The sequence below is a fragment of the Aurantimonas endophytica genome (genome assembly GCF_014196845.1).
In the GTDB taxonomy this organism is placed as follows: domain Bacteria; phylum Pseudomonadota; class Alphaproteobacteria; order Rhizobiales; family Rhizobiaceae; genus Aurantimonas; species Aurantimonas endophytica.
Map to the genome: position 1 here is coordinate 236,745 of NZ_JACIEM010000002.1, position 12,867 is coordinate 249,611.

The following is a 12,867-nucleotide window of genomic DNA, read 5'->3' on the forward strand; positions in this document are numbered from 1 at the left end:
GGAAACGGCGGGAAGCGAAACTACCCACGCGACGGCGCAGCAAAGACGGCGAGCTGCGCCAGAGTGTCGCTCGGGCGCGAATATGGCGAGAATCGCTGGCAGGGCGTGTTTCGCGGCCAACTTATCCTCAGGCGACATCCGAGGGAGCCCGCATGCCCACCATCTTCAACCGCCTGGTGCTTTGCGCCCTCTTCGTTCTCGCCGCCTTGCCCGCTTTCGCGCAGGACAGCTGGCTTCAGGCGCGGGCACCGGGCACGCATCTCCTGATGCGCCACGCGCTCGCCCCGGGGACCGGCGACCCGGCGGGATTCGCGTTGGGCGATTGCGCCACGCAGCGCAACCTTTCAGAGGCTGGGCGCCGGCAGGCGCGGCAGATCGGCGAGCGTCTGCGCAGCAACGGCGTTGCCGTCGATGTCGTGCTGACTAGCCGCTGGTGCCGTTCGAGCGAGACCGCCGAACTGCTCGGCGTCGGACCCGTGACCTCCGAGCCGGCGATCGACACGTTCTTCCAGAACCGCCAGACGGCGCCCGACCAGACCGCAGCGCTGAAGGCGCGACTCACCGGGCTCGACGCGGCCGGACGGAAGGCCGTGCTGGTCACCCATCAGGTGAACATCACCGCGCTGACCGACATCTTCCCGGCTTCGGGCGAGATCGTGCTGATCCGCCTCGATCCGGATGGCGGGATCGGCGTTGCCGGCCGCATCCGCCCGGAATAAAGCTCAGCCTTCCACCGCCCGTTTCACGTCGTCGATCGCCGCCGGGTCCTCGATCGTCGCCGGCATGTCGAATTCGTCCCTGTCGACGATCGCCTTCATCGTGCGCCGCAGGATCTTGCCCGAACGCGTTTTCGGCAGCCGATCCACCACGATGACGCGCTTGAACGCCGCCACCGGCCCGATCCGGTCGCGCACCAGGGCGACCAGCTCGCGCTCGATTTCCGAGCGATCCTGACGGCTGGCGTTCTTCAGGACGACGAAGCCGCAGGGCAGTTCGCCCTTCAGTTCGTCGCGCATGCCGATGACGGCGCATTCGGCGACAGCCGGATGGCCGGCGACCGCCTCCTCCATCTCGCCGGTCGACAGGCGGTGGCCGGCGACGTTGATGACGTCGTCGGTGCGGCCCATCACGTAGACATAGCCTTCCTCGTCGACGAACCCGGCATCGGAGGTCGAGTAGTAACCGGGATAGGCCTCGAGATAGCTTTCGCGGAACCGGTCGTCGGCGTTCCAGAGGCTCGGCAGCGCGCCGGGCGGCAGCGGCAGCTTCAGCGCGATCGCGCCCATCTCGTTGGCTTCGACCGCCTGGCCGAACGCGTCGAGGATCCGGATGTCGAAGCCCGGCATGGCGACGCCGGGACTGCCCCGCTTGACCGGCAAGAGGCCGAGCCCCTTCGGGTTAGCGGCGATCGGCCAGCCGGATTCCGTCTGCCACCAATGGTCGATCACCGGGCAACCCAGCGCCTCTTCGGCCCAGATCAGCGTCTCGGGATCGGCACGCTCCCCGGCGAGGAACAGCGCCTCGAATTTCGACAGATCGTAGCGCGCCGGCAGCTGGCCTTCCGGATCCTCCTTCCGCATCCCTCTTATCGCCGTCGGCGCGGTGATCAGGGCCTTGGCGCCATGCTCGGCAGCAACGCGCCAGAACGCTCCGGCATCCGGGGTGCCGACCGGCTTGCCCTCGTAGAGGATGGTCGTCGCGCCGCGCAGCAGAGGCCCGTAGACGATGTAGGAATGCCCGACCACCCATCCGACATCCGAGGCGCAGAAGAAGGTCTCGCCTTCGTCGGTGTCGAAGATCGCCCGCATCGACCAGGACAGCGCGATCATGTAGCCGCCATTGTCCCGCACCACGCCCTTAGGCTTGCCGGTCGTGCCGGACGTGTAGAGGACGTAGAGCGGGTCGGTCGCCTTGACTGGCACGCAGGGAACGTCCCGGCCTGCGTCGATCGCCGCCAGGCCCGCCGCGCGCAGGGCGGCCCAGTCATGGTCGCGGCCCGAGACCATGCTGCACTCGAGTTCCAGGCGCTGCAGGATGATCGTCGCGGAGACTTTGTGGGCGGCAAGGTCGATCGCCCGGTCGAGCAGCGGCTTGTATTCGACCTTACGGGTCGGCTCGAGTCCGCAGGATGCCGACAGGATCACCTTCGGCGTCGCGTCGTCGATGCGCGTCGCCAATTCCGGCGCGGCGAAGCCGCCGAACACCACCGAATGGATGGCTCCGACCCGCGCGCAGGCCAGCATGCTGACGATCGCCTCCGGCACCATCGGCATGTAGATGAGAACCCTGTCGCCCTTGCCGACGCCGAGATCGGCGAGGGACGCCGCGAGCGCCTGAACCTCGCGCAGAAGGTCGCGATAGCTGATGTGCCGCTGGCGCCCTGTGATGGCGGAATCGTGGATCACCGCGATGGCGTCGCCGCGCCCCGCCTCGACATGCCGGTCGAGCGCGTTGAAACAGGTGTTGCATTCGCCGTCCGGGAACCAGTGCCCGTAGACGCCGGCGGCAGGGTCGAAAGCCCGCGTCGGCTTCCGTGTCCAGGTGATGTCCTCTGCAGCGGCGAGCCAGAACCCCTCCGGGTCGCGGCGCCAAGTGGCATAGGTCTCGTGGTAGCGGCTGGTCATGCGGTTCCTCCCCGACGCGCCGCCGGCTTGCCGCCGGTCTTCGTGTCGCCCGCAATCTATCGGGCCGTCGAGCGGAACGGAACTGCTGCTTTCGCCTCAGCCACAACGTCGATAGCCGTCCGCAACGAGTGCGGAGTCACCCGGAAGCGACACCTTCTTCCCTAAGGGAATATTCGGCAGCGCACTGCGCTCTTTCCCGTTGCCAGAACCCCGCAGCCGCTGCAGCATCGATCCCCGTTCAGGTTGTGGGCGGGCCGGCAGATGTCGCGACGGACAGGAAGACGTGCTGCCTTGCTGGCCTTGATCCTCGCGGCCGCAACCGCGCCGACGGATGCGCTGGGCGGTGCCTGGACCCTGCCGAAAGGAACCGGCCAGGCGATCGTCACCGGCCTCTATTCGACGGCCGACAGCATCTTCGATGCGCAGGCAAATATCGCCGAGCGACCGGATTTCGAGAAGGGCACGGTCAGCCTGCTGCTGGAATACGGCCTGACCGACAGCCTGACCCTGCTTGGCACCGGGGAATTCGGCGGTGAGCGCGACGGCAACCTGCCGGCGGCGCGGCCTGCACTGTTCGACGCCTCGCTCGGCGCCCGCCTGGCTCTGTTCGAGGACAACGGGATCGTCGTCTCCGGCCAGCTCTCGGGCCGGCTGAAACGGGCCCAGGCCGTCGGCGACGAGGGCTTTGCCGGCCTCGACTGGACCGCGCCGCAGATCGAGCCGCGGCTGCTGGCCGGCTACGGCTTCTCGCTCGGGGACTATCCCGCCTTCGTCGACACCCAGGCCGGCTATCGCCTGGCACTCGGCGACGGTCCCGACGAGGTCAGGCTCGACCTCACCTTCGGCATCAGGCCGTGGGACGACATCCTGCTGCTGGCGCAAAGCTTCTCAACCATCTCCGCCGGCGGGGACGGCGATAGCTACGCCTATCACAAGACGCAGGGGTCGCTCGTCTACGATCTCAACGACCGCTGGTCCCTCCAGGCCGGCGCCTTCGCGACGGTCGCTGGCCACAACGCCTTGCGGGAGCGGGGGCTGATCAGCGCCGTCTGGTATCGCTTCTGACCGGGGCGCTGGGCACCAGCGTCGCGGGTGCCGCTTGCTTCGGCTGGCGAGCCGGACGGCGCGTTCCGGCCGCCGCTGGGCGGCTCTCCTGCGCTGCGCCGGGCTGCGCCGCCGGTGACACCCGCCCGCTCTTCGCCGATGCCGGCAGGAACAGCGCGACGACGCCGAGCACCGAGCCGGCCGCCAGTACGGCCGCCTGGCCGTCGAGCTCCAGCGTCCACAGCGTCAGGAAGCTCACCGTCAGCCACAGCACCGGCGCCAGCGCCAGCAGGAAGCGCCAGCGCGAGCGGGTGAAGGCGAGCAGCCCCAGCGTCGCCATGGCGGTCGGATCGGGCGCGAGGCCGAACCATTCGAGGCCGTCGAACGCGCGGCCGGTGGCGGACGCCACCAGCGGATGGACGAGCAGCGTGTGCATCGTGACGATCGTGGCGACCAGCGCCCGCGGCGAATTCCGGTCGACCAACGGTTCGAGCCGCCCGGCGAGGGTCCCAAGCAGAACGAGCAGTCCGGCCTGGCCGAAGAAGAGCCATGCCGGGTAGACCGCCGCCCAGTTGATCGTCGCGTAGACGCCGAGGAAGAACAGCGTGGCCGAGAGCGCGAAGGCGGCGGCCATCACCGCGGCGGCGATGCGCATGGCGGCCCAGACCTTCATCCTGATGGCCACGAGCGTTGCGAGCCCTGCCAGCACGGTCGCCGCCGGCAGCAGCCAGAACGCGCCGTTCATCTGGGCGAACAACCCCTCATAGGTGGCGGCGTCGAACAGCAGAAAGTCCTGGAGCCGGTAGGTCGTCAGATCATCGAGCATGGTTGGGCCTTACAGGCTCTCGAAGGCGCGCGCCATCTCCGCCCTGAGCGCCGCGTCCGGCATCGGGCCCTGCGCGGCACCCATGTTCTCGCGCAGATGCCCGACGCGTCGCGTCGCCGGGATCGCGACGGTGACGGCGGGATGCGACACGATGAACTTCAGCAGGAATTGCGGCCAGTTCGCTGCGCCGATCTCGGCCGCGACGGCCGGCAGCGGCGCGCTTTGCACCGCGTCGACCAGCGCGCCCTGGCGGAACGGCCGATTGGCGATCACCGCGATGCCGCGCTCGGCGGCCAGCGGCAGGAGCCGCGCCTCGGCCTCCCGGTCGGCGATGTTGTAGGTCAGCTGGACGAAGTCGATCGGCCGCTCGCGCATGATTGCCTCGATGTCGTCGTGCCTTCGCCCGTGCGAGGTGGTGATGCCGACATGGCCGATGCGCCCTTCCGCCTTCATCGCCTCGAGCGTGTCGAGATGGCCTTCCCAGCCGAGAAGATTGTGGACCTGCATGAGGCCGAAGCGCGGCACGCCCCAGAGCGCCTGCGTCTCGGCGATCTGCGCCGGGCCGTCGTCGGCATCGGATATCCATACCTTGTCGGCGGCAAACAGCATCTCGGGAATGCCGATCTCGCGCAGGCCATGGCCGACCGTCGCCTGGGCCGAGCCATACATCGGCGAGGAATCGATCATGCCGCCGCCCATTTCGAAGAAGGCGCGCATGACGTCGGTCCGCTGCGCCAGGGCTGCCGGATCCTCGCCGACATTGAAGGTGATCCAGGTGCCGAGGCCGATGACGGGGAGGGCCATGCCCGAGGACGGGATACGCTTGGCGAAGGGCGCCTCGGCTTGCGCCCGGGCGCCGCGCGGCCATGTCGCCAGGGCCGCTGCGCCCGCTGCCGCGCCACCGATGAAGCGCCGTCGATCCATTCCCGCCATCCCTGTCTCCTTGCTGAGTACGTGCCGTGCTGGTGCAACCGCCCCTGGCCAGCCAGGTTGCAGCCTCGGCCGCGTTCACCCGATCAACAGCACTTGACCAGCCGTGTCTCTGCCTGCGCCCGATGGCGCCGCGAGGCGCATTTTGAGTTGCGTAGCTCAACCAATCCCGGCTAGCGTCCGCGCCATGGAGGACCATCCGCAGAGTACCCTGGTCGACGTCGCCCGCGAGGCCGGCGTCTCGCGTGCCACCGTCGACCGGGTCATCAACGGCCGCCCCAACGTCAAGGCCAAGACCGTCGCCAAGGTCCGCGACGCGATGGCCAGGCTGCATTACCGGCCGGACCCGCTGGCGGCGGGTCTTGCGCGGCGCTCGCGCCATCGCTTCTGCTTCGTCCTGCCCACCGGCACCAACGCCTTCATGCAGGATCTCGCCTCCCACATCGCCACGATGGGCGACTGGCTGGCACGCAACCGCGCCTTCGTCGACCGGGTCGAGGTCGACGTCTTCGACCCGCAGGCGTTGGCGACGGCGCTCGACGAACTGCCCCGCGCCTATGACGGCGTGGCGGTGGTGGCGCTGGACGATCCGCTGGTGCGGGCCGCCATCGACCGGCTGGTCGCCGACGGCGTGCCGGTGGTGACGCTCGTCTCCGACGTGCCGGCCTCGCGGCGCCTGCGCTTCGTCGGCATCGACAACAGCGCCGCCGGCCGCACGGCGGCGATGCTGCTCGGGCGCTTCCTTGCCGGGCAGAAGGGCAGCGTCGGCGTCCTCGTCGGGTCGCTGTCGCTGCGCGACCACATGGAGCGCTGCTTCGGCTTCTCGCAACTGCTTGGCCGGGAGTTCCCCGGGCTTCGCATCCTGCCGGTCATGGAGATGCGCGACGACCGCGAACTTGCGGAGACGGCCGTGCGCGACCTCCTGAAGACCCACCCTGATCTCGTGGCGCTCTACAATGCCGGCGCCGGCAACCAGGGCGTCGCGACGGCGCTCAAAGCCGCACGCAAGACGCCGCGCCTCGTCTTCGTCGCGCATGAGCTGACGCCGCTCTCGCGCGAATTGCTGCTCTCGGGCACCGCCGACGCCGTGATTGCCCAGAACCCCGGACACGAGGCGCGCTCGGCCGCCCGACTGCTCCTGTCACGCGGCCTCGACGAGGCGATCATCGCCGAGCAGGAGCGGATCCGCATCGACATCTTCCTGCGCGAGAACCTGCCCTGATCGCCGGTTATGGAATTTTTTGAGCTACGCACTTCAAAACCTTCTGGGCCTGTGCGAGGGTCCGGGCACGTTTGGCGCGATGGGAGGAAATCGATCGCGCCGCCGATGGACAGGCGCCTGGGAGGGCAATCATGAAGACGATGAAGGGGCCGGGGATCTTCCTCGCCCAGTTCGCCGGTGACGATGCGCCGTTCAACGACCTGAAGTCGATCGCCGGCTGGGCCGCCGGGCACGGCTACAAGGGCGTACAGATCCCGACCTGGGACGCGCGGCTGATCGACCTGAAGAAGGCGGCCGAGTCCAAGGACTATTGCGACGAGATCACCGGCATCTGCCGCGAGGCCGGTGTCGAAATCACCGATCTGTCGACCCATCTCCAGGGCCAGCTCGTCGCGGTGCATCCGGCCTTCGACGAGGCCTTCGATGGTTTCGCCGCGCCGGAAGTGCGCGGCAACCCGAAGGCCCGACAGGCATGGGCGGTCGACCAGCTGAAGCTGGCGGCCAAAGCCTCGGCGAATTTCGGCTTCACCAGCCACGTGACCTTCCCAGGCGCGCTCGCCTGGCCATTCCTCTATCCCTGGCCGCAGCGGCCGGCCGGGCTGATCGACACCGCGTTCGAGGAACTGGCGAAGCGCTGGGTGCCGATCCTCGACGCGTTCGACGCGGCGGGATGCGACGTCGGCTACGAGATCCATCCGGGCGAGGACGTCTTCGACGGCGCCACGTTCGAGATGTTCCTTGAAGCCTGCGGCGATCATCCGCGCTGCCAGATCAACTACGACCCGTCGCATTTCGTGCTGCAGCAGCTCGATTACCTCGAATTCATCGACATCTACCACGAGCGAATCTGCGCCTTCCACGTCAAGGACGCCGAGTTCAATCCGACTGGCCGGCAGGGCGCCTATTCCGGCTACCAGCCCTGGGTGAAGCGGGCGGCCCGCTTCCGCTCGCTGGGCGACGGCCAGGTGGATTTCGCCGGCATCTTCTCCAAGCTCGCGGAACACGACTACGATTCCTGGGCGGTGCTCGAATGGGAGTGCTGCCTGAAATCGCCCGAGCAGGGCGCGGCCGAGGGCGCGCCCTTCATCGCCGCGCACATCATCGAGGTCACCGACAAGGCCTTCGACGATTTCGCCTCCGGTGGGACTGACGAGGCGGCCAACCGCCGCATGCTCGGCATCGGCGGCTGAGGGAGGGCGGCATGGCTATCGAAGGACGCGACGAGACCCACGCGCGGCGGATCCGCTACGGCATGGTCGGCGGCGGGCAGGGCGCCTTCATCGGCGGCGTGCACCGTATCGCCGCCCGCATCGACGACCGGTTCGAGCTCGTCGCCGGCGCATTGTCGTCGACGCCGGAAAAGGCCAAGGCGTCGGCCGCCGAGATCGGCCTCGATCCGGCGCGCAGCTACGGCTCCTACGAGGAGATGGCGACGGCCGAGAAGGCCCGCGAGGACGGCATCGAGGCGGTGGCGATCGTCACGCCCAACCACATGCATTTCCCGGTGGCCAAGACCTTCCTCGATGCCGGCTTCCACGTCATCTGCGACAAGCCGATGACGACGACGCTGGCCGAGGCGCGCGAGCTGGCCGCGATCGCCCGGGCATCGGGCAAGGTGTTCGTGCTGACCCACAATTACACCGGCTATCCGATGATCCGCCAGGCGCGGGCCATGGTGGCGGCGGGCGATCTGGGCGACATCCGCGTCGTCGTCGCCGAATATGCGCAGGACTGGCTAGCCGGACGCACCGAGGACACCGGCTCCAAGCAGGCCGGCTGGCGCGTCGACCCGGAAAAGGCCGGCGCCGGCGGCGCGATCGGCGATATCGGCACCCACGCCCACAACCTCGCCTGCTTTGTCACCGGCCTGAAGGTCGAGCGGCTATCGGCCGACCTCTCCTCCTTCGTCGAGGGCCGCCGGCTCGACGACAATGCCTCGATGCTGCTGCGTTTTGCCGGCGGCGCAAAGGGCATGCTCTGGGCGAGCCAGGTCGCGGTCGGCAATGAGAACGGGCTGACGCTGCGCGTCTATGGCGACAGAGGCGGGTTGGAATGGTGCCAGGAAGAGCCGAACAAGCTCTGGTTCACCCCGCTCGGCGAGCCGAAGCGCCTCCTGACCCGCAACGGCGCCGGTGCCAACGCCGCGTCGACGTCGGTGTCGCGCCTGCCGGCCGGGCACCCTGAAGGCTATCTCGAGGGCTTTGCGACGATCTACGCCGATGCCGCGGAACTGATCCGCGCCGCCGACGAAGGCCGCGCGCCGCCGGAGGGCCTCGCGCTGCCCACCATCGAGGACGGCATCGACGGCCTCGCCTTCATCGAGGCCTGCGTCGCCTCCTCGAAGCAGGACGGCGCATGGGTCGCGCTGTGAAACCCGCCGCCGCCCCTCTCCCCCCTTGTGGGGGAGAAAGCGATTTCATCGCCTTGGGGCCGCAGGTCCCAAGCGATAGAAATCGCAAGAGAGGGGCAACTGCGCCTTCTTTCGAGGGTGAGAGCGGCGATCTACGTCCGAAACCCCTCTCTTGTCTTTTCAGCGGTTTGGACCGCGCTGCGCTTGGCCCAATTCCGCGAAAAGACGTTCTCTCCCTCAAGGGGAGAGAGGGCGCTCTGTCTTGTGCCGGCGCCGCGAAGGTGCGCACGCAATGAGCGCCCGGCCCGCCCCGATCCTCGCAGCGCGCGGCGTGCGCAAGTCGTTCGGCCCGGTCGAGGTGCTGCACGGCATCGACTTCGCGCTGCGGCCGGGCGAGGTGCATGCGCTGGTCGGCGAGAACGGCGCCGGCAAGTCGACGCTGATGAAGTGCCTGGCGGGCTATCAGAAGCCGACGAACGGCGAGATCCTGCTCAACGGCGAGCCGATCGACTTCGCCGACAGCGAGGCCGCCGAGCACGCCGGGATCGTGCTCATCCACCAGGAGTTCAATCTCGCCGAACAGCTCTCGGCGGAGGCCAACATCTTCCTCGGCCGGGAGATCAAAAAAGGCTTCTTCCTCGACTGGAAGGCGATGCGCGAGAAGGCCGGGCAGCTCCTGCGCGAGCTCGGCACGCCGATCGACACGCGGCTGCCGGTGTCGCAGCTGTCGGTGTCACAGAAGCAGATGGTCGAGATAGCCAAGGCGTTGGCCCGGAACGCGCTCGTATTGATCATGGACGAGCCGACGGCGGTGCTGACGCTGCGCGAGGCCGAGGTGCTGTTCGCGCAGATCGACCGGCTGAAGGCCGACGGCGTCGCCATCCTCTACACCTCGCACAAGCTCGACGAGATCGCCCGGGTCGCCGACGAGGTGACCGTCCTGCGCGACGGCAGCTTCGTCGCCGATGCGCCGGTCGCCGAGATGTCACCCGACCGCATGGCCGAGCTGATGGTCGGCCGCCAGCTGAGCGATCTCTTCCCGCAAAAGGACCCGGATGCCGCAGCCGAGATCGTCCTCTCGGTCCGCGACTTTTCCGTCCCCGGCCATGTCGAGACGGCGAGTTTCGACCTGCGGCGCGGCGAGATCCTCGGCTTCGCCGGGCTCGTCGGGGCCGGCCGCACCGAGCTGATGGAAGGCATCATGGGGCTGCGCCCCGCCACAGGCACGATTCAGCGGAACGGCGCCACCGTGCGCATCCGCAACCCGAAGGACGCGACGGGGCATGGGATTGGCTACCTCACCGAGGACCGCAAGGGCTGCGGCCTGCTGCTCGGCTACGGCATGCGCGAAAACCTGACGCTGCTCGGCCTCGACCGCTTCTCCGGCATCTTCGTCGACGAGAAGGCCGAGGACCAGGCGCTGGACACGGCGATCAAGCGCTTCGACATCCGCGCCGGCTCGCGCACGATCCCGGTCGGCAACCTCTCCGGCGGCAACCAGCAGAAGCTGTTGCTCGCCAAGACCATGCTGGTCGAGCCGCAGATCGTCATCCTCGACGAGCCGACCCGCGGCATCGACATCGGTACCAAGCAGCAGATCTACAATTTCATCCACCAGCTCGCCGCCGAAGGGCGGGCCGTGATCGTCATCTCCTCCGAGATGTCGGAGGTCATCGGGCTCTGCCATCGCGTCATCGTCATGCGTTCCGGCCGGCTCAACGGCGAGGTGGCTGGAGACGACGTGACGGAGGAGGCCATCGTCCGCCGGGCCATGGGACTGGAAGGAAGTGCATCGCATGTCGGCTGAAGCCAGCTCCGTCGCAAAGCCTCGGAAGGGCGTGGACTTCCACGTGCTGGGGCCGCTGGTCGCGCTGGTGGCGCTGGTCATTCTCGGCATGTCGCTGAACGACCAGTTCCTGTCTTCCGGCAACGTCACCAACGTCCTCGCCCGCTCGGCCTTCATCGGCATCATCGCGGTGGGAGCGACCTTCGTCATCACCATCGGCGGGCTCGATCTGTCGGTCGGCTCGATGGCGGCCTTCCTCGCCGGCGTCACGATCATCATCCTCAACGCCCTGGTGCCGGTGCTCGGCATTGGCTGGAACACGATCATCGTCGGCATGGCGGCCTGTCTGCTGCTCGGCCTGGCCGCCGGTTTCCTCAATGGCATCCTGATCACCGTCGGGCGGATCGAGGCCTTCATCGTGACGCTCGGCACGCTCGGCATCTTCCGTTCGCTGGTGGTCTGGCTGGCCGACGGCGGCACGCTGTCGCTGAATTTCGAGCTGCGCGAGGTCTACCGGCCGGTCTATTACGGCGGCGTCGCCGGCATCGCCTGGCCGATCATCGTCTTCGCCCTCGTCGCCATCGCCGGCGAGATCGTCATGCGCAAGACCGCCTACGGGCGGCATGCGGCGGCGGTCGGCTCCAATGCCCAGGTGGCGCGCTATTCGGCGATCCACGTCGATCGGGTGCGGCTCGCCACCTACATGCTGCAGGGCATGCTCGTCGGCATCGCGACGATCATGTACGTGCCGCGCCTCGGCTCGGCCTCCTCGACCACCGGCATCCTCTGGGAGCTCGAGGCGATCGCCGCGGTGATCATCGGCGGCACCGTCCTGAAGGGCGGTTTCGGCCGCGTCTGGGGCACGGTCGTCGGCGTGGTGATCCTCAGCCTGATCGACAACATTCTCAATCTGACGGACCTCGTCAGCCCCTATCTCAACGGGGCGATCCAGGGCGTCATCATCATTCTGGCCGTCGTCTTGCAGCGCGGCCGAAAAGGCGCGGCTTGAATTCGCGTCGCAACCGGGAGGAATGACATGAAGAAACTGATGAAACTCGCAGGAGCAGGCTTGGTCGCCGCTTCGCTGGCGCTGCCGAGCCTTGCCACCGCGCAGGATGCCGAGCCGGTGACGATCGGCGTCTCGATTCCGGCGGCCACGCATGGCTGGACCGGCGGCGTGAACTTCCACGCCCAGCAGGCGATCGACAGCCTGAAGGAGACCTATCCGCATCTGGAGTTCGTCCTCGCCACGGCGGGTGACCCGGGCAAGCAGGTCTCCGACGTCGAGGACATGATGGCGACGCGCGACATCGACGCGCTGGTCATCCTGCCGTTCGAATCCGATCCGCTGACCGGGCCGGTGAAGCGCGTCGCCGATGCCGGCAAGTGGGTGACGGTGGTGGACCGGGGTCTCGCCCAGGAGGGCATCGAGGACCTCTACGTTGCGGGCGACAACACCGCCTTCGGCCGCGTCGCCGGCGAGTACTTCAAGGAGAAGATGCCCGACGGCGGCAAGATCGTCGCGCTTCGCGGCATTCCGACGACCATCGACAACGAGCGGGTCGAGGCCTTCGAGGCCGCCCTCGAAGGCTCGAACATCGAGATCATCGGGATGGAGCACGGCGACTGGAACCGCGACAAGGCCTTCGAGGTGATGCAGGACTTCCTGTCGCGCTTCCCCGAGATCGACGCGGTCTGGGCTTCCGACGACGACATGGCGCTTGGCGTCATCGAGGCAATCAACCAGGCCGGCCGCGAGGGCGACATGTGGGTGCTCGGCGGTGCCGGCATGAAGCAGATGATCGAGCGGGTGAAGGCCGGCGACGCCATGGTCCCGGCCGACGTCACCTACCCGCCGGCGATGATTGCCACGGCGATCCGGCTGACCGCCGACCGCTTCGTGTCGCAGGCGCCGATGGAAGGCCGCTTCATCATCGGCTCAGTGCTGGTGACCCCTGAAAACGCCGACCAGTATCTCTACCCGGACTCGCCGTTCTGATCGCGAGATCCGGTCCAGGCCCGCGATATCCCAGCGGGCTTCGGCCCGTCCGTCCGGGCACCGGCGGACGGGCCTTCGTCATCGGC

At 68.1% G+C, this 12,867-nt stretch carries 11 protein-coding genes; 8 read left to right on the forward strand and 3 right to left on the reverse strand.

Annotated elements, in window-relative coordinates:
* Positions 1–152: 152 nt before the first annotated feature.
* Positions 153–719, forward strand: a complete 567-nt coding sequence (locus GGR03_RS08870; protein WP_183207283.1) for a histidine phosphatase family protein — start codon at positions 153–155, stop codon at positions 717–719.
* A gap of 3 nt (positions 720–722) precedes the next feature.
* Here the strand turns inward: GGR03_RS08870 and GGR03_RS08875 are convergent, their stop codons facing one another.
* Positions 723–2,624: an AMP-binding protein gene (locus GGR03_RS08875; RefSeq protein WP_183207284.1), complete on the reverse strand. Its 1,902-nt coding sequence runs from the start codon at positions 2,622–2,624 to the stop codon at positions 723–725.
* A 291-nt stretch (positions 2,625–2,915) separates the two neighbouring features.
* On the opposite strand from GGR03_RS08875, the gene GGR03_RS08880 reads away from it, so the two are divergent.
* The gene (locus GGR03_RS08880) at positions 2,916–3,689 is read left to right on the forward strand and encodes a hypothetical protein (RefSeq protein ID WP_183207285.1); all 774 of its coding nucleotides are present in this window, start codon (positions 2,916–2,918) and stop codon (positions 3,687–3,689) included.
* Here GGR03_RS08880 and GGR03_RS08885 read toward each other — a convergent pair.
* Together GGR03_RS08885 and GGR03_RS08890 are read right to left on the reverse strand one after the other, a co-directional pair.
* Positions 3,664–4,494 carry a DUF6064 family protein gene (locus GGR03_RS08885; protein WP_183207286.1) on the reverse strand — a complete coding sequence of 277 codons (831 nt, stop codon included), beginning with the start codon at positions 4,492–4,494 and terminating at the stop codon, positions 3,664–3,666. The genes GGR03_RS08880 and GGR03_RS08885 overlap by 26 nt on opposite strands.
* A gap of 9 nt (positions 4,495–4,503) precedes the next feature.
* Positions 4,504–5,418: an aldo/keto reductase gene (locus GGR03_RS08890; RefSeq protein ID WP_183207287.1), complete on the reverse strand. Its 915-nt coding sequence runs from the start codon at positions 5,416–5,418 to the stop codon at positions 4,504–4,506.
* 193 nt (positions 5,419–5,611) lie between these two features.
* On the opposite strand from GGR03_RS08890, the gene GGR03_RS08895 reads away from it, so the two are divergent.
* The 6 genes from GGR03_RS08895 (at position 5,612) to GGR03_RS08920 (ending at position 12,781) form a co-directional block, all read left to right on the forward strand.
* Positions 5,612–6,646: a LacI family DNA-binding transcriptional regulator gene (locus GGR03_RS08895; RefSeq protein ID WP_183207288.1), complete on the forward strand. Its 1,035-nt coding sequence runs from the start codon at positions 5,612–5,614 to the stop codon at positions 6,644–6,646.
* A gap of 131 nt (positions 6,647–6,777) precedes the next feature.
* Positions 6,778–7,836 carry a sugar phosphate isomerase/epimerase family protein gene (locus GGR03_RS08900; protein ID WP_183207289.1) on the forward strand — a complete coding sequence of 353 codons (1,059 nt, stop codon included), beginning with the start codon at positions 6,778–6,780 and terminating at the stop codon, positions 7,834–7,836.
* Positions 7,837–7,847: 11 nt separating this feature from the next.
* Positions 7,848–9,017, forward strand: coding sequence for a Gfo/Idh/MocA family protein (locus tag GGR03_RS08905; RefSeq protein WP_183207290.1), 1,170 nt, complete (start codon positions 7,848–7,850; stop codon positions 9,015–9,017).
* A 271-nt stretch (positions 9,018–9,288) separates the two neighbouring features.
* Positions 9,289–10,803 carry a sugar ABC transporter ATP-binding protein gene (locus GGR03_RS08910; protein WP_183207291.1) on the forward strand — a complete coding sequence of 505 codons (1,515 nt, stop codon included), beginning with the start codon at positions 9,289–9,291 and terminating at the stop codon, positions 10,801–10,803.
* A complete protein-coding gene (locus GGR03_RS08915; RefSeq protein WP_163042928.1) occupies positions 10,793–11,791 on the forward strand; it encodes an ABC transporter permease in 999 nt (332 codons plus the stop codon). The genes GGR03_RS08910 and GGR03_RS08915 overlap by 11 nt, the downstream gene beginning before the upstream one ends.
* A 27-nt stretch (positions 11,792–11,818) precedes the next feature.
* Positions 11,819–12,781 (forward strand): ABC transporter substrate-binding protein, encoded by a 963-nt coding sequence (locus GGR03_RS08920; RefSeq protein WP_183207292.1) that lies wholly within the window; start codon positions 11,819–11,821, stop codon positions 12,779–12,781.
* The last annotated feature ends 86 nt before the right edge of the window (positions 12,782–12,867 follow it).